The 20,616-nt window shown below is 65.4% G+C and carries 21 protein-coding genes and 1 pseudogene; 9 read left to right on the plus strand and 13 right to left on the minus strand.

The window, feature by feature from the left end; translation table 11 throughout:
- Nucleotides 1-40 precede the first annotated feature (40 nt).
- Both AUL32_RS15835 and AUL32_RS15840 read right to left on the minus strand, forming a co-directional pair.
- On the minus strand, nt 41-673 hold the full coding sequence (locus AUL32_RS15835; RefSeq protein ID WP_062116716.1) for a flavin reductase family protein: 633 nt from the start codon (nt 671-673) through the stop codon (nt 41-43).
- The gene (locus tag AUL32_RS15840; RefSeq protein WP_244497903.1) at nt 673-1,257 is read right to left on the minus strand and encodes a nitroreductase family protein; all 585 of its coding nucleotides are present in this window, start codon (nt 1,255-1,257) and stop codon (nt 673-675) included. Before AUL32_RS15840 ends, AUL32_RS15835 begins: the two co-directional genes overlap by 1 nt.
- A 163-nt stretch (nt 1,258-1,420) precedes the next feature.
- Here AUL32_RS15840 and AUL32_RS15845 point away from each other — a divergent pair, with 163 nt between their 5' ends.
- Nucleotides 1,421-2,533, plus strand: a complete 1,113-nt coding sequence (locus AUL32_RS15845; RefSeq protein WP_244497905.1) for a hypothetical protein — start codon at nt 1,421-1,423, stop codon at nt 2,531-2,533.
- Between the two features lie 44 nt (nt 2,534-2,577).
- Here AUL32_RS15845 and thrS read toward each other — a convergent pair whose 3' ends face one another.
- The 3 genes and pseudogenes from thrS to AUL32_RS15860 all read right to left on the minus strand — a co-directional run bounded on the left by thrS (nt 2,578) and on the right by AUL32_RS15860 (nt 5,444).
- A complete protein-coding gene (gene thrS / locus AUL32_RS15850; protein ID WP_062116722.1) occupies nt 2,578-4,551 on the minus strand; it encodes a threonine--tRNA ligase in 1,974 nt (657 codons plus the stop codon).
- A gap of 177 nt (nt 4,552-4,728) precedes the next feature.
- Nucleotides 4,729-4,986 (minus strand): annotated as a pseudogene (gene yidD / locus AUL32_RS15855) (membrane protein insertion efficiency factor YidD); the annotation flags it as partial.
- On the minus strand, nt 4,983-5,444 hold the full coding sequence (locus AUL32_RS15860; protein ID WP_062116728.1) for an iron-sulfur cluster assembly scaffold protein: 462 nt from the start codon (nt 5,442-5,444) through the stop codon (nt 4,983-4,985). The pseudogene yidD and the gene AUL32_RS15860, both read right to left, overlap by 4 nt.
- 228 nt (nt 5,445-5,672) lie before the next feature.
- Between AUL32_RS15860 and folE the strand changes: the two genes are divergently transcribed.
- The 3 genes from folE to AUL32_RS15875 all read left to right on the plus strand — a co-directional run bounded on the left by folE (nt 5,673) and on the right by AUL32_RS15875 (nt 7,810).
- Nucleotides 5,673-6,296: a GTP cyclohydrolase I FolE gene (folE, locus tag AUL32_RS15865; RefSeq protein WP_061977784.1), complete on the plus strand. Its 624-nt coding sequence runs from the start codon at nt 5,673-5,675 to the stop codon at nt 6,294-6,296.
- Nucleotides 6,293-6,730: a phosphoribosyl-AMP cyclohydrolase gene (hisI, locus tag AUL32_RS15870; protein WP_062116731.1), complete on the plus strand. Its 438-nt coding sequence runs from the start codon at nt 6,293-6,295 to the stop codon at nt 6,728-6,730. The genes folE and hisI overlap by 4 nt, the downstream gene beginning before the upstream one ends.
- Nucleotides 6,731-6,820: 90 nt before the next feature.
- Entirely contained in the window at nt 6,821-7,810 is a 990-nt protein-coding gene (locus AUL32_RS15875) for a patatin-like phospholipase family protein (RefSeq protein ID WP_062116734.1), read from the plus strand.
- Between the two features lie 6 nt (nt 7,811-7,816).
- On the opposite strand, the gene AUL32_RS15880 is transcribed toward AUL32_RS15875, so the two are convergent.
- Nucleotides 7,817-8,251, minus strand: coding sequence for a CBS domain-containing protein (locus AUL32_RS15880; RefSeq protein ID WP_062116737.1), 435 nt, complete (start codon nt 8,249-8,251; stop codon nt 7,817-7,819).
- 75 nt (nt 8,252-8,326) lie between these two features.
- The gene (locus tag AUL32_RS15885; protein ID WP_062116740.1) at nt 8,327-9,079 is read right to left on the minus strand and encodes a rhomboid family intramembrane serine protease; all 753 of its coding nucleotides are present in this window, start codon (nt 9,077-9,079) and stop codon (nt 8,327-8,329) included.
- A gap of 238 nt (nt 9,080-9,317) precedes the next feature.
- On the opposite strand from AUL32_RS15885, the gene AUL32_RS15890 reads away from it, so the two are divergent.
- Nucleotides 9,318-9,923, plus strand: coding sequence for a PilZ domain-containing protein (locus AUL32_RS15890; RefSeq protein ID WP_062116743.1), 606 nt, complete (start codon nt 9,318-9,320; stop codon nt 9,921-9,923).
- 533 nt (nt 9,924-10,456) lie between these two features.
- Nucleotides 10,457-11,014 (plus strand): transglutaminase-like cysteine peptidase, encoded by a 558-nt coding sequence (locus tag AUL32_RS15895; RefSeq protein WP_062116928.1) that lies wholly within the window; start codon nt 10,457-10,459, stop codon nt 11,012-11,014.
- Between the two features lie 52 nt (nt 11,015-11,066).
- On the opposite strand, the gene AUL32_RS15900 is transcribed toward AUL32_RS15895, so the two are convergent.
- From AUL32_RS15900 to AUL32_RS15910, 3 genes are all read right to left on the minus strand, one after another.
- Nucleotides 11,067-11,276, minus strand: coding sequence for a DUF3126 family protein (locus AUL32_RS15900; protein WP_061976032.1), 210 nt, complete (start codon nt 11,274-11,276; stop codon nt 11,067-11,069).
- A 98-nt stretch (nt 11,277-11,374) separates the two neighbouring features.
- Nucleotides 11,375-12,196: a serine O-acetyltransferase gene (gene cysE / locus AUL32_RS15905; protein WP_062116746.1), complete on the minus strand. Its 822-nt coding sequence runs from the start codon at nt 12,194-12,196 to the stop codon at nt 11,375-11,377.
- Between the two features lie 149 nt (nt 12,197-12,345).
- Nucleotides 12,346-13,119: an alpha/beta fold hydrolase gene (locus AUL32_RS15910; RefSeq protein ID WP_062116749.1), complete on the minus strand. Its 774-nt coding sequence runs from the start codon at nt 13,117-13,119 to the stop codon at nt 12,346-12,348.
- Nucleotides 13,120-13,248: 129 nt separating this feature from the next.
- On the opposite strand from AUL32_RS15910, the gene AUL32_RS15915 reads away from it, so the two are divergent.
- The 3 genes from AUL32_RS15915 to AUL32_RS15925 all read left to right on the plus strand — a co-directional run bounded on the left by AUL32_RS15915 (nt 13,249) and on the right by AUL32_RS15925 (nt 16,887).
- The gene (locus AUL32_RS15915; protein ID WP_062116752.1) at nt 13,249-13,494 is read left to right on the plus strand and encodes a zinc-finger domain-containing protein; all 246 of its coding nucleotides are present in this window, start codon (nt 13,249-13,251) and stop codon (nt 13,492-13,494) included.
- Nucleotides 13,495-13,504: 10 nt separating this feature from the next.
- On the plus strand, nt 13,505-14,644 hold the full coding sequence (locus AUL32_RS15920; protein ID WP_062116755.1) for an FAD-dependent monooxygenase: 1,140 nt from the start codon (nt 13,505-13,507) through the stop codon (nt 14,642-14,644).
- 1,085 nt (nt 14,645-15,729) lie between these two features.
- Nucleotides 15,730-16,887, plus strand: a complete 1,158-nt coding sequence (locus tag AUL32_RS15925) for an OmpA family protein (protein ID WP_244497909.1) — start codon at nt 15,730-15,732, stop codon at nt 16,885-16,887.
- Between the two features lie 77 nt (nt 16,888-16,964).
- Here AUL32_RS15925 and AUL32_RS15930 read toward each other — a convergent pair whose 3' ends face one another.
- The 3 genes from AUL32_RS15930 to AUL32_RS15940 all read right to left on the minus strand — a co-directional run bounded on the left by AUL32_RS15930 (nt 16,965) and on the right by AUL32_RS15940 (nt 20,612).
- Entirely contained in the window at nt 16,965-18,125 is a 1,161-nt protein-coding gene (locus AUL32_RS15930; RefSeq protein WP_062116760.1) for an AI-2E family transporter, read from the minus strand.
- Nucleotides 18,126-18,262: 137 nt separating this feature from the next.
- Nucleotides 18,263-19,045: an amino acid ABC transporter ATP-binding protein gene (locus tag AUL32_RS15935; protein WP_061976020.1), complete on the minus strand. Its 783-nt coding sequence runs from the start codon at nt 19,043-19,045 to the stop codon at nt 18,263-18,265.
- Between the two features lie 76 nt (nt 19,046-19,121).
- Entirely contained in the window at nt 19,122-20,612 is a 1,491-nt protein-coding gene (locus AUL32_RS15940; protein ID WP_062116763.1) for an amino acid ABC transporter permease, read from the minus strand.
- Nucleotides 20,613-20,616: the final 4 nt, after the last annotated feature.

Raw genomic sequence — 20,616 nt, forward strand, 5'->3', positions numbered from 1 at the left:
AATCCTTTAAGAAGCGTTTACCACGTTTAAGAACCCCTTGCTAAGCTTGGGGGTCGAGGTCGCTGGCGTCGGGACGTTTGGGCCGGTTCATCGCGAAGACCTCGCGCGTCACGGCATAGTCGAGATAACCGAGGCGCGTCAGCGGCTGCGCCAGATCCATCGCGATCAATCCGTCGCGCAGGATCCGCTCATCGATATGGATGCCCACCACCTGCCCGATGACCATGAAGGCCACAGGCGATGGTCCGTCGATCCCCATGGGCCGGAAGGACTGGGTGACCTTGCATTCCAGGGCGGCCGGCGACTCCGCCACGCGCGGAGCGGCGACGAGGCGGCATGGCGCTTCGGTGAGCCCGGCGATGGCAAACTCGCTGACGCCGCGCGGGGCCGGCGCGGAGGAGCGATTGAGCGCCTCCGCCAGATCGAACGTGGCGAGGTTCACGACGAACTCCCCGCTTTCGATGGCGAAGCTTGCCGAGTCCTTCATGCCGGACGAGCAGAACATGACGAGCTTGGGATCGTCCGCGATCGCGTTGAAGAAACTGTAGGGCGCGAGATTCACCGCGCCCTCCTTCGACCGGGTCGAGATCCAGCCGATCGGTCGCGGCGCGACGATGGCCTTGAACGGATCGTGGGGCAGGCCGTGCCGGTTCGCCGCTGTCTCGTAGAACATCACGCGCCAGCCGGAACCGCCGCCTCCGAAACCACAGCGGAAAGCTCCGGCCGTGGCCGGTCGCTCGGCCGCTCGGCCGGCGTTCCGATATAGACGAAGCCGACGACCTTTTCCTCGGGAGCGATGCCCATCAGAGCCTTGGCCTTCTCGTCATAGGCCACCCATTCGGTGATCCAGTTCGCGCCATAGCCGCGCGCATGGGCGGCGTGGATAAGATTCATCGTAGCCGCGCCCGCCGACAGCACCTGCTCCCATTCGGGGATCTTGAAATGCGGCTTGGCGGTCGAAACGACACCCACCACCAGCGGCGCGCGGGTGAAGCGCGCTTCCTCGTAGGTCCGGCGTCCTTCGCTCAGAGCCTGTCCCTCGCGCCGCTCGGCAAGATCGGCAAGCCGGGCGCCGATCGCCAGCGCCGCCTCGCCGCGAAACAGGATGAAGCGCCAGGGCGCCAGCTTGCCGTGGTCGGGAACGCGGGTCGCCTCCGTCAGCATCTCGGTGAGCTCGGCGCCTTCCGGCGCCGGCGCGACAAGCGCGGGAATGGGAACGGAGCGGCGGGTCGCAAGCAGGGTCTTCGCGTCGATCACGGATTCGGGTCCTCGTGGTTGCCGCATGAGAGCTAAGAAAATTCCCGCCGTTTGCAAACCGGATTGCGGATCGAACCATGCGCTGTCGCCAATTGGCCTTGAAATGGTCTATGCCTTGCCGTTCAAGACGGCACTTCTGAAATGCAAAAAGGGGAGATGGACCATGCGCCCGATCGTGGGGATCGTCTCGACCTGCCTCCTGTCTTTGATCGCGATTCCCGCGTCTGCCCAGCAGGGCGCCCCTCCCGGCGGCGGGCATGACGCGCTGGAGGCGCCCGGTGCCTATGCCTCGCCGTCCGCCATCCCGCAGGATCCAGCCGCCGTCGATCTCGGCATTCCCTCCGCGCGCGGCCTGAAGCGCCTGGATCCGATTGCACTTCCCGAGCCCTTGCCCAAGATCCAGGGTCCGGACCTGAAGCTGCCCGCCATTCCCGCTTTCGCGCCGCAGCCCCAGCCGCATCTCGACATTGTCCGCCCGCCCAACGCGCTGACGCTGCGCGCGACGCTCGGCAAGGACGGGCCGGCCATCCCGTCCGACCTCGTCTGGCGCCTCTTCGCGCCGGCGCCCGGCGGCGACGGAAAGCTGCCGGTGATTGCGGTGGCCAAGGGCAGCGAGGCCGTATTCGACGTGCCGCCAGGCGCCTATCTCCTGCATGTCGGCTATGGCCGCGCGGGCATGACGAAGCGGATCGACTTCAATGGGCGCGAGACGCACGAGACCGTGGCAATCGACGCGGGCGGCCTGCGCCTCGTCGCCAAGGCCTCCGACACGGCCAGCCTGCCGAAGGAGCGCGTTCACTTCGATATTTTCAGCGAGGCGACCGAGGAGCGCGATCGCCGGCTCGTTGCCTCCGACGTTCCGCCCGGCGTCGTGGTGCGCCTCAACTCCGGCAACTATCACGTCGTCTCGCGCTATGGGGACGTGAACGCCGTGGCGCGGGCCGAGGTGCGCGTCGAGTCCGGTCGCATCACGGATGCGGTGATGAAGCAACGCGGCGCGCAGCTGACGATGAAGCTGGTGCGCGAGCATGGCGGCGAGGCGCTGGCCGACACGGCCTGGTCGATCACCTCGACGCAGGGCGACCTGATTCAGGAAAGCGTCGGCGCCTTTCCCTCCATGGTCCTTGCGGAGGGCGACTACGTGATCGTGGCCCGGAACAAGGAGCGCATCTTCCAGCGCCAGTTCCGCGTCGTCAGCGGCGAGGATGCCGATGTGGAAGTGTTGACCAGCGATCTGGTCGATCCCAACAGCCCGGATGTCGGCACGGGCGACTGACGCGCGACGAAAAAGGGCGGCCCCCGCGGACCGCCCTTCGTTTGTCAGGCTGCCTGCGCGGCGGCCGTGGGCTTGAGATCCGGCGCCACGGCCTCGTCCAGCAGCAGCGCCTTGGCGGCGTCGAAGCTCATTGCCTCCTGATCGCGCGAGCCGAGACGGCGCAGGTTCACCGACCGCTCTTCCGCTTCGCGCTTGCCGCAGACGAGAATGACCGGGACCTTGGCCAGCGAGTGCTCGCGGACCTTGTAGTTGATCTTCTCGTTGCGAAGATCGCTCTCCACCCGCAGGCCCGCGGCCCGAAGATCGCGCGCGACCTCGCTCGCATACTCGTCCGCCTCGGAGGTGATCGTCGCGACCACGACCTGCGTCGGCGCCATCCAGAGAGGGAAATGGCCGGCGAAATTCTCGATCAGGATGCCGAGGAAACGCTCCATCGAGCCGCAGATGGCGCGATGGATCATCACCGGCGGGCGCTTGTCGGAGTTGGAGTCGATGTAGAAGGCGCCGAAGCGCTCGGGCAGGTTGAAGTCCACCTGCGTCGTGCCGCACTGCCATTCGCGGCCGATCGCGTCCTTCAACGTATACTCGAATTTCGGACCGTAAAACGCGCCCTCGCCTTCGTTGATGCCCGTTTTGATCCGGCCGCCGGACTGGGACTCGATCGTCTTCAGCACGTCGCGCATCACGGTCTCGGCGCGGTCCCACATCTCGTCCGTGCCGACGCGCTTTTCCGGCCGCGTCGAGAGCTTGACCATGATCTCCTCGAAGCCGAAGTCGCGATAGACCGAGAGGATCAGGTCGTTGATCTTCAGGCACTCCGCTTCCATCTGCTCGTCGGTGCAGAAGATATGCGCGTCGTCCTGCGTGAAGCCGCGAACGCGCATCAGCCCGTGCATGGCGCCGGAGGGCTCGTAGCGATGCACCGTGCCGAATTCGGCATAGCGGATCGGCAGTTCGCGGTAGGACTTCAAGCCATGCTTGAAGATCATGACATGGCCCGGGCAGTTCATGGGCTTGAGGGCGAAGACGCGCTTGTCCTCCGCCTCGTCGCCCGCCGACTGAACCTGGAACATGTTCTCGCGGTACCAGCCCCAGTGACCCGACGTCTCCCACAGCGACTTGTCGAGCACCTGCGGCGCGTTCACCTCGGCATAGTCGCCGCGCAGGCGTCGGCGCATATAGGCGACGAGATCCTGAAACAGCGACCAGCCCTTCGGGTGCCAGAACACGACGCCCGGCCCTTCCTCCTGGAAATGGAACAGGTCCATCTCGCGGCCGAGCCGGCGATGGTCGCGCTTCTCCGCCTCTTCCAGCATCGTGAGGTAGGATTTCAGCTCGTCGGCCGTGCGCCAGGCCGTGCCGTAGATGCGAGTCAGCATCGGATTGTTGGAATCGCCGCGCCAATAGGCGCCGGCCACTTTCATCAGCTTGAACGCCTCGCCGATTTGGCCCGTGGAGGCCATGTGCGGGCCACGGCAGAGATCGAACCACTCGCCCTGGCGATAGATCTTGAGATCCTGGCCCTCGGGGATCGCGTCCACCAGCTGGACCTTGTAGGTCTCGCCCTTCTCGCCGAACACGCGGCGCGCCTCGTCGCGCGACCAAACCTCGCGCGTGAAGGGCGCGTTGCGCCGGATGATCTCCAGCATCTTCTTTTCGATGACCGGCAGGTCGTCGGGCGTGAAGGGCGTCTCCTTGGCGAAGTCGTAGTAGAAACCGTTCTCGATCACCGGACCGATCGTGACCTGCGTTCCCGGCCAAAGCTCCTGCACCGCCTCGGCCATGACATGGGCCGCGTCGTGGCGGATCAGCTCCAGCGCGCGATCGTCCTCGCGGGTGACGATTTCGAGGCGCCCGGCCCGGCCAACCGGCTCGGACAAGTCGCGCAGCTCGCCGTCGAGCGCGTAGGCGATGGCCTTCTTGGCGAGCGACTTCGAGATGCCGGCGGCGATACCCGCGCCAGTCGTCTCGGGCTCGTAGGTCCGCACGGAACCGTCGGGAAACGTGACGTCGATCATGTCTGTCCTTTCCGCTCACCCCCGCCTACCATGCGGGAAAGCTTTTCGATCGATGGACGCAGCCTCGATACGGGCTGCAAGGCCCCGGCTTCTAGGCGTGGGGCCGCAGGCGCGCAAGCGCCAAGCCTTATCTCCAGCTTGCGCCGAGCTTCGTCTGGCGGTGCCGCGCAGCGTTCAGTCGGGAACGGGGTCGTGCCCGGCGCAGCCGAACGGGCCGCAACGCGCGACGCGGCGCGCCGTCAGCCAGCCGCCGCGCCACAGTCCATGGCGCGCGATGGCCTCAAAGCCATATTCCGAACAGGTCGGGATATGGCGGCAATGTCCGCCCACCAGCGGCGAGAAGACGATCTGATAAAGCCGGATGAAGCCGGTGCCGAACAGGCGGCCCGGCGTCCGGCGCCAGGGACCGGCATAGTTGCGCCCGGCTGCGCTCACGCGGCGGCGCTCGCCTTGTTGGCCTTGTCCCCGCCCGCTTCGGCCTTCTCCAACGCGGCCTCTACCGCGTCGAAGGTCAGGAGCGTCGAGGCATGGCGGGCTTTGTGCTCGCGAACGGGTTCGAGATAGCGCATGTCGGAAAAGCGCCCTTCGGGCGGCGCACCACCCTCCTTCAACATGCGCGTCACGGTCTGGCGCAGCGCGCGCAACTCCTCCGCGCTCGCGCCGACGATGTGCCGGGCCATCATGGAGGATGAGGCTTGGCCGAGGGCGCAGGCGCGAACCTCTTGCGCGAAGTCCGAGACGAGACCGTCGGTCAACTTGAGGTCCACCGTGACGGTGGAGCCGCAGAGCTTGGAATGGGCCGTCGCCGTCCCGTCCGGCGTATCCAACCGTCCGAGATGCGAGATATTGCCGGCGAATTCGAGGATTCGCTCATTGTAGAGATCGTCGATCATCGCCGCCCCGTGGAAGCACCGTTCCGGCCAAGGCACTTTCAACCGCGCCGGACAATCGACATATAGGAGCGCGAATGGGCGATCGGAAGCCGCGCCGGGTTGCAAGGTATGTCTTTGCTTGACGCCTTTGATGCTTTGCAACATCAAGCGGTTTGACGTCGGCTTGGGTCATGGTGGTTTTGCAGCGAGGCGAAGCCACGCCCGAGATCTTGAGTTCGGGATGAGATGATGGACGCGAGCGTCAGAAAGACCAGTCAGACCATGCAGCCGGACGAGACCAAGCGCCCGTCGCGGGAAGAGGCCGAGGCCGCCGTCGAGACGCTCCTGCGCTGGATCGGCGAGGACCCGTCGCGCGAGGGGCTGATCGACACGCCCCGCCGGGTGGTCAAGGCCTATGAGGAACTGTTCTCGGGCTACAACCAGGAACCGGCCGCCATTCTGAACCGCACCTTCGAGGAGGTTGCGGGCTATGACGACATGGTGCTTCTGAAGAACATCGACTTCACCTCTCATTGCGAGCACCACATGGTGCCGATCATCGGCAAGGCGCATGTCGCCTACCTGCCAAGCGGCGGCCGCGTGGTCGGCCTGTCCAAGATCCCGCGCATCATCGACGTCTATGCCCGGCGTCTGCAGACGCAGGAAGCGCTGACCGAGCAGATCGCCGGCGTCATCGACGGCGCGCTGAACGCGCGCGGCGTGGCGGTCATGCTGGAAGCCGAGCACATGTGCATGTCCATGCGTGGTATCCGCACCAAAGGCTCCACGACGCTCACCACCTCATTCTACGGCGCGTTCCGCGAGGACAAGAGCGAGCAGGCGCGGTTCCTCGCCATGGTTGGCGTGAAATGACGCCGGCCGCTCCCTTCGCAACGGCCCCGAGCAAGGCGGAGCTGGAGGAAGGCAGCGTTCTCGCGCCGCGCTTCGACGCGGCCGGGCTCGTCACCGCCGTCGTGACCGATGCCAGTTCGGGCGAACTACTGATGGTCGCGCATATGAACGCCGAGGCGCTCGACCTGACGCTCAAGACCGGGATCGCCCATTATTACAGTCGCTCCCGCCAGAGCCTTTGGAAGAAGGGCGAAACCTCCGGCGCCCTTCAGACCGTGCGCGAAGCGCGGGTCGACTGCGACCAGGACGCCATCTGGCTGAAGGTGGATGTCGCCAAGCCCGAGGACACCTGCCATACCGGCCGGACCACCTGCTTCTATCGCCGGATCGATCCTTCAAACGGTCATCCTGCTTTGATAGAGATCGAACGGCGCGCTGCATCGCAGCATAGTTGACCATGTGTTAACCGCGCCGGTGAGGAAACCGGAAAGCGGTCGTCGGGTAAGCTCTCGATCTGAGCCGAACGACGATGGGAGAGCCGGCGGATGCTCGATCTGGTTTTCAGGCGAAATTCTCATCCGTCCGGCTCGGGCCGAGACGAGGCGAACCATCGCGAGGAAAAGCCGACCCCGCCCGTCAAGCGCGGGGTCGCCCTGGCGCTCGGCGGCGGCGCGGCGCGCGGCTGGGCGCATATCGGCGTCATTCGCGCGCTGACCGAGGCCGACATTCCCATCACCATGATCGCCGGTACCTCGATCGGAGCTCTCGTGGGCGGCTGCTATCTCGCGGGCCGGCTCAACGAGCTGGAGCAGTTCGCCCTGTCGCTCACGCGGCGCGGCATGATGCGCTTCTTCGACATTCGCTGGGGGGGCGGCGGCTTGATCGGCGGCGCACGGCTGCATCGCCGCCTCGCGGCCGAGCTCTCCGACATGCGGATCGAGGATCTCAGCCGGCCGCTGGTTTGCGTCGCGACCGAGGCCCGCAGTGGTCATGAGGTCTGGCTGGATTCGGGTTCGCTGGTTCTGGCGATGCGCGCGTCCTACGCTCTGCCCGGTGTTTTCCCTTCGGTCGAATGCAACGGGCGCCGACTTCTCGACGGCGCGCTGGTCAATCCCGTACCGGTCTCGGTCTGCCGCGCGCTGGAAGAGCCCTTGGTGGTGGCGGTGAATCTCCACTACGACCTGTTCGGCCGCGCCGCCGTGCTGCGCATGACCGCCGAAACCACCGCGCCCGACCGGACGAACGAGGCCAATCGCAACGATCCGCTGCTCGGCACCGACCCGAAGCCGCCTCGACAGCCGGACAGGATCGGCATCGGCCGCTCGGTGGTGGATGCGTTCAACATCATCCAGGACCGGATCTCCCGCTCGCGGCTGGCCGGCGATCCGCCGGACTACACCGTGCATCCGCGCGTTCGCGAGATCGGCCTGTCGGAATTCTTCCGCGCCCGCGAATGCATCGCCTTCGGATACGAGGAGACGATGCGGGGAATGGCCGAGATCGAACGGCTCTGCCACTCCCTGCCGAACCGGTAGGTCGGTCTAACCCCCGGCGTGGATGTAGGTCTTCAGATCTTCCGCCTCTCGCTCGGCGTCCTGAATCCGACGCTTCACGATATCGCCGATCGACACGATGCCAACACAGCGCCCATCCCGCACCACGGGCAGATGGCGGAAGCGGCCTTGAGTCATCAGACCCATCGCCTCGTCGATCGTTGCCTCTTCCGCTATCGTCACGAGGCTCCGGGTCATCACCTCGCCGACGCTGCGCGCGAGCGCGTTCGCGCCCTGCTCGGCCAGGAGGCGAACCACATCGCGCTCCGACACGATCCCCAGCAATCGATTGTCCGCGTCGAGCGCCAGAAGCGCGCCGATCCGGCGCGTGTGAAGCGCCTCGATCACATCCGCCACGGACTGCGCGGGATCGACCGTCGCGACGTCCCGCCCCTTGCTCTCGAGAATGAGTTGCACCGTCATCAGGACCTCCCTTCCTTAGACGACGCATCGTGGAGGCAGAATCGGTGGCGCGCAAGCTCTACCGCTACGGAACCCTCAGATGGCCTCGATCGGCCGTTGCCGGCGCGGATCGAAGAAGGCGAAACACAGGAAGCCGAACAGGAAGCCGCCGACATGCGCTTCCCAGGCGATGGCCCCCCCTTCGCCGAAGATCGCCGCGCCGCCCGAACCAAGCAGCAGGTTGGTGCCGAAGAAGATGAGGATGAAGAACAGGATCGTCCGGTCCGACAGGCTGGCGCCGATGCTCATCAAGGGCGCATGTGCGACCTCGCCCGATGTCAGCCGGCCCATAGCGCCCAAGGCGAAACGCGCCGCGCCGCCCATCAGGGCGGACACGACCCCGGATGCTCCGATCATCGGCTGAACCAGCGTCGGGTTGAGAAGGTAGAAAAATCCGGCCCCCGCTAGCGCGCCCACTGCGGAAAAGCCGAGAAAGCGCAGCCCGCCCAGCCGCCGCGCGACGGGCGTGCCGAAGGCCAGCAGCCAGACGGCGTTGGTGGCGAAATGCGTCCAGTCCCCATGCAGGAAAGCGTGGCCGACCGGCGAGACCCAGCCCGCCCACGTCTCGCGCAACTGACACACGGGATCGAGATCGCGATAGCAGCCGGGGATGAGTGCGAAGTTCAGAAGGGTCCAAACGTCCTCGTCCTGCGATAGGACGCTGGTGCGCAGCCAATGCGTCGCGCCGAAGATCGCGATCAGAGCCAGCACCACCGCCGGAACGTTGATGGGTGCAACGGGGCGCGGCGGGCGGCTCTCGCCGTGCATCGAGGCTGGATCGAGAGACACGCGACACTCCTTCTATCGGCGCTTGTTCTAATGCGCGCCCGGATGAAGGCAAATGCCCGGGGCTGCAAGGCACGGCCAACGCGCCATGCCGGAATTCCATTGCGTGAGCGGCTTTCCGCTTGCGGTGGGCCAAGGAGCGTGGACCAGACCGATCGATATCGGCGCCGGGTCGAACGGGCTCTTAACGCTTTCTAGTTAGGCTTCCTTCACCACGCTGATACAATGGCCTCGATCACCCATGCTGAGCCCCCTGCCCGCGATCCCGCTCGTTTCGGAAGACCGTCGCCACTTCAAGCGGGTGAAGGTCGATCTCCTCGGCCGCTTCATGCGCGAGAGTCAGGAAGAGTATCCCTGCCGCATCGACAATGTGAGTCCGGGCGGCATCGCGGTGATCTCGGCCGTCGAGCCGCGCTCGAACGAGCGGATCATTCTTTATGCCGACCATATCGGCCGCATCGAGGGATCGGTCGTGAGGGCGTTTGCGGGCGGCTTCGCGTTGCAGATTCAAGCGACCGATCGCAAGCGCGAGAAGCTCGCGGCGCAGCTAACCTGGCTCGCCAATCGCCATGAACTCTCGCTGCCGGAGGATCGCCGTCACGAGCGCATCCAGCCGCGCAACCCCATCATCGAGATGGTGCTGGAAGACGGGCGCCGGTATCAGGTGCGCATCATCGACTTGTCGCTGTCGGGCGCTGCCATCGCCTGCGCGGTTCGCCCGGCCAACGGCTCGAAGGTGACGCTCGGCACGATGCAGGGGCGCGTCGTCCGTCAGCTCGAAGACGGTTTGGCCATCGAGTTCTCGACGCTCCAGACGGCGGAAACGCTCAACGAATCCTTCCGCTGACGCCCGGCGTTCGACGGCCTGGACCGGGCCGTCGGGTCCGCTTTTCGGATCACGGATGCCCGTCGAGGGTCCGAAATCGCATTCGCTTGTGGAAAACTCGAAAAAGGGACGTGGCGCTGTTCCGCCGTTTCTTAAGCCCGGAAGCTTGACCCGATGCGGACGGCTCGCGCGCACCGGTTAGCGCGCGTGCCATGCGGAGCGCCCACCCGTTCAGAGGTGTTAACGCGCAACCCGATCAATCGTTAACGTTGGACAGACCGCGCCCCGGCGAGGCGACGGATGAGCGCGGGCTCGTCTTCACCTTCGTGACCGCAAAGCTTTATCCCTAGCGAAAGTTGAACGTAGACAAGACAAATTTCATACTGTTCTCTATTTTTCGAATTGGCTGAAGTCTTACTTTCTGGCCGCTCGAACGAGTAAAATTCGCCGATTCCACTTTCGTATTCCGTCAATCCGAACTGCGATGGTCGTCCCAAGTTGTTGGGAGATCCGCCGTGTTCACCTCGTTTCGTCGTCTTCTCACCCTGCCTCTCATGGTCGCAGCGATGTTCGCATCCCTGCCTTCCGCGGAAGCCACCATGGTGACGCGTGGTGCGACGTCTCAGCCGGTCGGCCATTTCGACTTCTGCAAGACCTACCCGGCCGAGTGCGGCCGCAACGCCGACGTCCGGCCGATCCGCCTGACGGACCGGACCTGGGCGACGATCGTCGAAATCAACGCGGCGGTGAACAACGGCATCACCGCTCGCACGGATCAGGAAATCTACGGGGTGCCGGAACGCTGGGCCTATCCGACCACGGAAGGCGATTGCGAGGACTTCGCGCTCTTGAAGCAGTACATGCTGGAGCGCGAGGGCTTTCCCCGGTCGGCGCTGCTGATGACGGTGGTGCGCCAGCGCAATGGCGAAGGTCATGCCGTGCTGACGCTGCGCACGGACCGAGGCGACATGGTGCTCGACAATCTCGACCAGCGCGTCCTCGACTGGACGCTGACGCCCTACCAGTATCTCAAGCGCCAGGCCGAGCAGGACTCGTCCAAGTGGGTTTCGATCGACGACGGCCGCGACATGCTGGTCGGCAGCGTGCGCTAGAAGTTCGGAGGTCCGAAAACAAAGGCCGGCTTCGAAGCCGGCCTTTGGTCGTTTAGTCGAGGTCGATGTCGAGGATCGTCATCGTGAAGTGATAGGACAACTCACCCTCGTCCGTGTCCTTGCCGAGCGTCCCCACGAACTCGTCGTCGAGATAGACTTCGGCCGTGTCGTTCCGCTTCGGCATCGGGCGTACCTTCAAGTCGACGCCTTTGAAGGTGCGCTTGAAGAAGGCTTCGAGTTTGCGGATTTCGTCTGGTTTCAAGTCGAGGGCTCCTTGAGAAGCTTGGCCGGCGGCGGGATCGGCCGAGCCTGGCTGGTGTGGGCCATGCGGCCGTTGCGGGACTCGCGTGGATCGAGAGATCAATCCCCGCGGCTGAAATTCTGATCCATGGCGCTGGCAGGCTCCGCGCAGCCCGAGGTGCCGACGATCTTGGCGGGAATGCCGGCGACCGTGGAATTGGGCAGTACGTCCTTGAGAACGACCGAGCCCGACGCGATCTTCGAGCAGGCGCCGACATGGATGTTGCCGAGGATTTTTGCGCCCGCCCCGATCAGCACGCCGGAGCCGATCTTGGGATGGCGGTCGCCGAACTCCTTGCCCGTCCCGCCGAGCGTCACGTCCTGAAGGATCGAGACATTGTCGCCGACCGCCGCAGTCATTCCGACCACGAGGCCGGTCGCGTGGTCGAGGAAGATGCCCTTGCCCATGCGCGCGGCCGGGTGGATATCGGTCTGAAAGACCGAGGAAGATTGAGACTGAAGGTAAAGCGCGAAATCCGCCCGGCCCGCATTCCAAAGCCAGTGCGCGAGACGATGCGTCTGGATCGCCTGAAAGCCTTTGAAGAACAGAAGCGGCTCGATGTAGCGCTCGCAGGCGGGGTCGCGGTCGAACACGGCTTGCAGGTCCGTGCGCACCTGGCCGGCCCAGTCGGAACTGGCCACTGCCATATCGGCGAAGCCCTGCTCGATATGGGAGGCCGGCACGTTGGGATGGTCAAGCCGCTGCGCGACGCGGTGGGCGACGGCGGTCTCCAGCGAGCGCTGGTTCAGGACCGCCGCGTAAAGGAAACCGCTGAGCGCCGGCTCGCGCTCGGCTGCGCGATGCGCTTCCTCTCGCATGCGAGCCCAGATCGGATCGACCGAGTGAAGACGATCCGCAAAGCTAGCGGGAATCACAGTCATCGTCCTGTCGCTTTCGTCTCGTGTTCGTCGCGGCATATGAGCCGACCGGCCTGCTTCGAAGGCCAATCTGCTTCGAAGGTAAGTCGGCGCCGCGCCGTTGCCAGCGCTTGGGCTTAACCTAAATCGGCGCAGCTTCCAACGCGCGCCCTTCAGCGCGCGATCAACGCCCGGTGGACATCCAGAAATTCCAGAACCTTCGCCTTGAACAAGCGGTCCCCCACCGCCAGCATATGGTCGCGGCCGGGAATGTCGAAGGCCTCGCCCGCCGGCAGAAGCGACGCCAGGGCCTCTGGCGAACCGGCGATGTCGTCCTTCGTCCCGACCCCGATCAGCACCGGCTGTCGAATCTGCCGTACCTCGTCGGCCGTCAACTCCTTGCGGGATGTCTCGATACAGGCAGCGAGCGCCAGCCGGTCGCTACGGGTTCGGTCGGCGAAGGCGCGGAACATCCGGCCGCGCTCGTGCGACACGTCGTCGAGCGAGGGAGCGAGCAGCGCTTCGGCGATCGGGTCCCAGTCGCCCACGCCGTCCACCAGGCCCGAACCAAGTCCTCCGAAGACGAGAAGCGGAAACCGGTCGGGATAGCGAAGTCCGGCGAAGGCCGAAACGCGAGCGCCCATGGAATAGCCGAAGAGAGCGGCCGTCTCGATCTGAAGATGGTCGGCTAGCGCCAACACGTCGCTCGCCATGGCTTCAGGCGTGTAGGCCGAACCCTCACGCGGCTTGTCGCTCTGCCCGTGACCGCGATGGTCGAAGGCCACTGCCCGGTATCCCGCGTCGGTCAGCGCCTTGACCCAACCCGGGTCCACCCAGTTCACACGAAGACTGGAGGCAAAGCCGTGCACGAGGAAAATCGCGGGCGCATCCCGGTCTCCCTCGTCGATGAAATGAAGGCGATAGCCACCATTCTCGAACTCAGCCATCTCAGCCCCTTCGTCGTGTTCGGCGCGAGCGGGATTATCGCGATCCGAGCCGCGCGACCACCCTGTTCTTTTTCGGCAGAGGCGATTAAAGTACGCGCCAAATCAGACGAGGGTCGAACGGAGAGCTTCATGGCCGGTTATGGCACGCCCCATTTCCAGAACAGCGCCGGGTATGACGTGATCGAGATCGGCGTCGCCGAATTCATGTGCGTCGGTGCCGACGCGCCCTTCGATCATCCGCATGTCTACCTCGACATGGGCGACGAGGGGGAGAAGGTCTGCCCGTACTGCTCGACGCTTTATCGCTACAATCCGGCCCTGAAGCGCGACGAAACGCTGCCCGTCGGTTGCGCCTATCACGACAAGGCCGCTTGACGGCTTTCCAGTGAACACACCGGACCGGGACGACCGGCCGCTTCTGATCGTGGGTGCCGGCATAGCCGGCCTCGCCTCTGCTCTCGCATTCTCCAAGGCCGGGTTTCGTTCGGTGGTCTGCGAGCGGTCGGATCGACTGGACCCGGTCGGCGCTGGCCTGCAGCTTTCCGCCAATGCGCTGAGCGTTCTCGATCGCTTGGGCGTTCTCGCCTCGCTTCGCGAGAACGCCTTCGCTGCGCGCACTGTCGCGCTGAGGGACGGCGCGTCGGATCGTCTGCTCGCGCGTGTTCCCGTCGAATCCGGGGCGGATGGCTATCTCGCTGTGCATCGCGCCGATCTTCAATCCGTTCTTCTGGAAGCGGTTCAGGTCGATCCCCGTATTGAGCTACGCCTCGGCCGGAGCTTGAAGGCGGTCGAAACCAGACCGAGCGGCGTGCGGGCGAGCTTCGCGCGTTCGGATGGTTCAAGCGAGACCATCGATACCTTGCTTCTGGTGGGGGCCGACGGCGTCCATTCCGCGACCGCCGGACTTCTGTCCTGCCCCCCACCGACAGATAGCGGCCTTGTCGCCCATCGTTTCTCTCTCAACGATGCGCCGGGGGATGAGATCGAGGCTTGGCTTTCGCCTCGCTCGCATGCCGTTTCCTATCCCATGCGCCGCTCGGGCGAGCGCAATCTGGTTTTGGTGGAGCGGCAAGGCAGCGAGCAGACCCCCTCAAGTGACGGCTGGAACCCGCGCCTTGCCGGCTTCATCCGCCATGGCACCTATCTCGGTCGCTGGCCGCTGCTGACGGTGGACCCCGACGAACGCATGCGAGCCTTCGGCCGCATCGTCCTCGTCGGGGATGCCGCGCATGCCATGTTCCCCTTCGCCGCCCAGGGTGCGGCGATGGCTCTGGAAGACGCCTGGGTGCTCGCCGCTTCGCTGGCGACGCAAGCCGACATCGATCGGGCGATCGGCGCCTATCTCGACACGCGGCGGCCGCGCATCGAGCAGGTGTTGAAGCGGGTGCGCTTCCATCGCTTCGTCTATCATCTGGGTTGGCCCGCCAGCCTCGTGCGCAATGCCGCGATGGCGCTGCGGTCCGAGCGAGCCATGCGCGGAGATTTGGCATGGCTCTACGACTGGCGCGCGGCGCCGCTGGCGTAACGGCCGGTCTCGCAGAGAAACCGGCCTGCGTCGCGCCGGCGACGCTTCGGCGATCACGCAAGCGCGAGGTCGCAGCCCCGGCCAGACCCGAGCATTCCCTTCATCCCGCTCCGACCTACCTGCTTTCCTCTGTGTCTCGCCCGTCAAATGGCGATGCGGCTCGGTGCGTTTCCTCTCGGAGGCTGCCGACCGCCACGGTCTGCAAGGGACAGATGGAAAGGTATGACATGCCGAACTTCGTACGCGCCGGGCGACTTCTGGCCATCACGGCGCTCGCCGCCTCCACTGCCCTAATCGGCCCCTTGGCCGCGCTGGCCCAACAACCGCCGCCGCCTCCGGTCGATGGCGCACCGCCGGAAATCCCGGCACCCGCCGACCAATCTCCTCCCGAGACCGCCCCTCCGGCTCCCGATGCGCCGGCTCCCGATGCGCCGGCACCGCGACCGGAGTCCGAGCCTGTTCGTCCGCCCCCGGCCGAGCCCGCACCAGCTCCTGCGGAAGAGCCAGCGCCCGCGCCGGCCGACGAGCCACCGGCGCCCTCGGCGCCGAACGCGCCGCAGCCCGGCGGCCCGTCCACGCCTGCCGCACCGGCTGCGCCGGACACGGGTGCTCCGGTCAACGCCCCGGAGGGCGATCGAAACAAGCTGCCGACCGACGAGGGAACGCTGAACGACGCGGCGCCGGCGCCCAATCCGAGGTCCCCACCGCCCGCGGCGCCAGAACCTACGCCTCCCGCACCTACAGCAGAGCCGGCTCAGCGCGCTGCACCCCCCGCCGCTCCCGATGCTCCGCCTCCGCAGGCTCCGGCGACACCGGAGCCGAACGCCGCGCCTGCCGCGCCGCCGCCCGCCCCTCCCGCGAACGCCCCGGTTCCGCCTGCGCCCCCGCAGCCCGGCAGCGAGCCGGCCCGGCCTGCCGAGGATCCAGCGGCGCGCGCCACGCCTGAGGCCGCGCCCACCGCTCCGACGAGCCCGGCCGCACCACCGGTCGCGCCGAACGCAGCGCCCGTCGCACCTGGCACGCCGCCGGCACCGCTTGTTCCGGCCCCCGGTGAAACCACACCGCCCGTCGCGCCAGGTGCGCCTGTGGGACAGACGCCCACCGCCGCGCCTTCTCCTGAAGGCGCCGCGCCGCCGAGTTCGCCGCAGGCCTCCGCTCCGCCTCCTCCAGCCGAGCCGCCGCGCCCCGTCCCGGCGGATGTGCAGACCGCGCCGGTCCCGCAAGGGGGCGTCGGACAGAGCGACGCGCGCGTCCAGCAGCTGACGCAGCCAGTCGAGATTCCCCCGGTTCGCCAAGTCGAGGGTCAGGCGATCCAGGCTCCGCCGCCGCCCACGCTGCCGCCCAACGTGGAAGTGGTCCAGCGTGTGGGGAACCGCGATATTCTCTCACTCGTGGGCGCCGGCGTCGCGGGAGCCGCGGCCGGCGGACTTGCGGCCTACTTCATTCGCTCGGACGACAACCAGCGACTGACGGAAGGCTCGCAGGACGTTCGCTTCGAGCAGTTGCCGCGTGGACTGACGCGCCAGACGATCCGCCGCCCGAACGGGGTCGAGGTGGTCACGGTCGAGAACGAGTATGGCGACGTGATCCAGCGATCGAAGATCATGCCGGACGGGCGCGAGGTGGTTCTGTTCTACGACCCCTATGCCGAGGATACGAACCGGCCGGATTATTACGAGGACGCCGGAGCCGATCTCCCGCCGCTGGAGCTCACTATCCCGCGTGATCGCTACATCGTCGATGTCTCGCGGCCGGACGAGGACCTCTACTACCAGACCATCGTCGCGCCGCCGGTCGAAACGGTGGAGCGGATCTATTCGGTGGACGAGGTGCGCCGCTCGACGCGCATCCGCGACAAGGTTCGGCGGATCGATCTGAACACGATCAACTTCGCCTTCGGCTCCGCCGACATCGACCAGACGCAGGTTCGCAATCTTCAGGCCCTGGCGGATGCGGTGAAGCGGGTGATCGACGAGAATCCGGGCGAGGTCTTCCTTCTGGAAGGGCACACGGACGCGGTCGGCAGCAACGTTGCTAATCTCGCTTTGTCCGACCGGCGGGCCGAATCCGTCGCGGGCGCGCTGACCTCCTATTTCGACATCCCGGCGGAAAATCTCGTCACGCAAGGCTATGGCGAGGAGAACCTGAAGGTCGCGACGCAGGAGCCCAATCGCGAGAACCGGCGCGTTACCCTGCGCCGTATCACCTCGCTGGTGAAGCCGGTGGCCTCCGCCAGTCGCTGACGCGGCACCATTGGCTTGGAACGAAGAATGGCCGGACGCGCAAGCGCCCGGCACTTTCTCGTGACGCCCCGAGAGAGTCAGGTCGGAGGCGATGCCGGCTCGTCGGCTTCGTCGGCCGCCAGAAAACCGACGAAGGAATGCAGCGAGTCGAAATAGCTGGCGATGATCTTGATGCAGACCATCAGCGGCACAGCGAGGAACATGCCGGTGACGCCCCAGATCCAGCCCCAGAAGGCGACCGAAAGAAAGACCGCCGCTGCGTTCATGCGCAGCCGGCGTCCGACGAGGATCGGCGTGATGAACTGCCCCTCGACGGAGGTGATCGCGAGATAGAGCAAAGGCGGAAAGATCGCCTCGGGGAAGGTGCCGAACTCCGTCAGCCCCACCATGCCCACAAGGCCGATGCCGATGATGGCGCCGAGATAGGGGATGAAGTTCAGGACGAACGCCAGGGCACCGAAGACCGCCGGCATAGGCAGGCCGACCAAAGCCATGGCCGAGCCGATGGCAAGGCCGAGGCATAGATTGATAGCCGTGATCGCGAAGAGGTAGCGCGAGAGTTCCGTCTCGATCTCGAAGGCGATCGACAGCGCGCGCTTCTTGTCGGAAAGGCTCGAAAAGGTCTCGATCGTCTTTCGATAGAAGAGACTGCCGGAGGAGAGAAGGAAGAACAGGAAGATCAGCGCGAAGCCGATGCTGGCACCGATGCGCGGAACGATGGCCGCCATGTTGCCCAAGAGGGAGGGTCCGCTGATCACCACGTCTTCGGGCGGCGTCGCGCCACCGCCATTGGCCGTCGCCTCCTTCGCCTGTTGGCCGGCTTCGCGCACCGTCATGAAGCGTTCGCGCAGCACGGAGACTTCGCGGTTCACCGCCTCCACGTAGCGCGGGGTGTTCTCGGCTATCTGCGCGATCGGGCCACTGAAGGCATAGAAGGAGCCCAGGATCAGCAGTGACGTGCCGAACACGAGAAGGCCGGCGGTGAAAGGCTCCCAAAGACCCAATCGACGCTTGGCGACGCGAACGATCGGGCTCAGCACCAGCATGAAGAGCAGCGCGAAGACGACCGGCAGCACGAAGTCGCGCGACAGGTAAAGCGCGCCAAACAAGAGGATCAGGAAGATTCCGATGACGGCCCAACGAGGGCCGACCTGTATGGTCTGCTTGTTGACCAAGCCGATATTGGGCGAGACGACCGTGGTCGGTTCGCGTTTCGAGGCCAACTCGCCATCTGCCATGTCTCACGTCCCTTATGTGCAAGGGAAATGCGACATTTAAGTCCCCTGTTCCACATTGACGCAGCCGCCTGACGATTTCGCCGGCGGCCGCTTCGATGAAGGCGCTCGGCGCGAGCCGGGCGCCTTCAGGTTCCCGTTTAATGAAGGATCTGGCTGAGAAACAGCTTGGTGCGCTCGTGCTGCGGGTTCGAGAAGAAGGCGTTGGGTTCGTTCTGCTCGACGATCTGCCCCGCATCCATGAAGATGACACGGTTCGCCACCTGACGCGCGAAGCCCATTTCGTGGGTCACGCAGATCATGGTCATGCCTTCTTCGGCAAGGCTGACCATCGTGTCGAGAACTTCCTTCACCATTTCCGGATCGAGAGCCGAGGTCGGTTCGTCGAACAGCATGACCTTCGGCCGCATGCAAAGAGCGCGTGCGATCGCCACACGCTGCTGCTGGCCGCCGGAGAGCTGACCGGGATATTTATGCGCCTGCTCGGGAATGCGCACCCGGGTCAGGTAATGCATCGCGATCTCTTCCGCCTTCTTCTTCGGCATCTTGCGCACCCAAATCGGCGCGAGCGTGCAGTTTTCCAGAATCGTGAGATGCGGAAAAAGGTTGAAGTGCTGGAACACCATGCCGACCTCCTGGCGAACGAGGTCAATCTTCTTCAGATCGTTGGTCAGCTCGACGCCGTCCACGACGATCGTGCCCTTCTGGTGCTCCTCTAGCCGGTTGATACAGCGGATCATGGTCGATTTGCCGGAACCCGACGGGCCGCAGACAACGATGCGCTCGCCGCGTTGAACGCGCAGGTTCACGTCACGCAGCACGTGGAACTCGCCATACCACTTGTTGACATTGGCGAGCTCGATCGCGACCGGGCCGAGCTGGCCCGTGGGAAGAGCGGAGGTTTGGGCGTTCGATACGGTCATGTTGGGGTCCGAAACTTTGTATCCGAGGGGGATCGGTCTGGGCCGATCCGGCGATGGGCGAGGCCGACCGGGCGCGTCAGTGCTTGTGCCCTCTCGAGAGACGACGCTCCATGAAGATGGAGTAGCGCGACATGCCGAAGCAGAAGAGCCAGAACATGAAGGCGGCGAAGACGAGGCCCGTGGCCGGCGTCGTCGGCGTGATCCAAGTCGGGTCGCTGAAACCTCGACGCACTGCGCCCAGAAGATCGGCCAGACCCACGATGGAGACGAGGCTCGTGTCCTTGAACAGGCCGATGAACGTGTTGACGATACCGGGGATCACCAGCGTCAGCGCCTGCGGCAGAATGATCATGCGCATCTTCTGCCAATAGGTCAGCGCCATGGCGTCGGCGCCCTCGTACTGGCCCTTCGGTATAGCCTGAAGGCCGCCTCGAATCACCTCCGCCATATAGGCGGCGGCGAAGAGCGACACGCCGACGAGGACGCGAAGCAGCTGGTTGAGGCTTACACCGCTCGGTAACAACAGCGGCAGCATGAACGTGGCCATGAAGAGCACTGTGATCAGCGGCACGCCACGCCAGAACTCGATGAAGATGATCGAGAAAAGACGCACCGCCGGCATCCGCGACTGGCGCCCGAGCGCCAGCAGAATGCCAAGCGGAAACGACAGCGCGATACCGGTCAGCGCCACGACCAGCGTGACGAGAAGACCGCCCCAAAGATTGGTCGGCACGAAGCTGAGACCGAAATCGCTGGTCAGCATCGCGACGAGGAAAAGGGCCGCGAGCGGCGGGTAGATCAGGCCCAGCGCGGGTGCCTTCTCGTCCAGCGTGGCGAACGCGGTGGCGAGCGCCAGTCCGATCGCCGCGAGGGCGGCCAGAAGCGCGATGAAGCCTAACGTGTCGAAGCGGAAGGTCAGAAAAGTGAAGCGGTCCGAACTGACATACGGGGCGACCAGGGCCGCAACGAAGGCGATGAACACAAGCCCCCAGCCCACCTTCATCATAGGATGCGACGTGGCCTGGGCGCTGATGCCGATGCAGAGGAAAAGCGTGGCCGCAGCTGCGAGCGCGAAGACCAGAGCAATCGACGAGCCCGACATGGCGAAGCGCCCGCCGGTCAGAAGAACCGCCGTCGTCAGCGGGAAGACGAAGAACAAAAGGATCGCGTTCAGGCCCTTGTAGGGCGCGCGCGGAATGGCGAGCGGGATCACTAGCACCACGAGAAGCGCGAAGACCAAGAGTACGCGCCAGCGCTCTTCCACGGGATAGAGGCCGAAGATGAACTGCTGGAACCGCGCGCCGATGAAGGCCCAGCAGGCGCCAACGCCCTCACCGAGACAGGCCGTGCGGTCCGCTCCCGTGAATACGGCGTTGACGACGCCCCATTGGAAGATGCCCCAGGCCACATAGGCCACGAGCAGAAGACAGATCGTGGTCAGCACCGCGTCCAAGGGCGTCGCAAAAAAGCTGCGACGCAGGCGACCCGAAAGGCCGCCGACGGCCTCCGGCGGCGGAAGCGGTTGAAGGTGGCTGCTGGATACGAAGCGAGCGACTTGTTCTTCCATGATG

The organism is Aureimonas sp. AU40 (assembly GCF_001463785.1).
Taxonomy (GTDB): domain Bacteria; phylum Pseudomonadota; class Alphaproteobacteria; order Rhizobiales; family Rhizobiaceae; genus Aureimonas.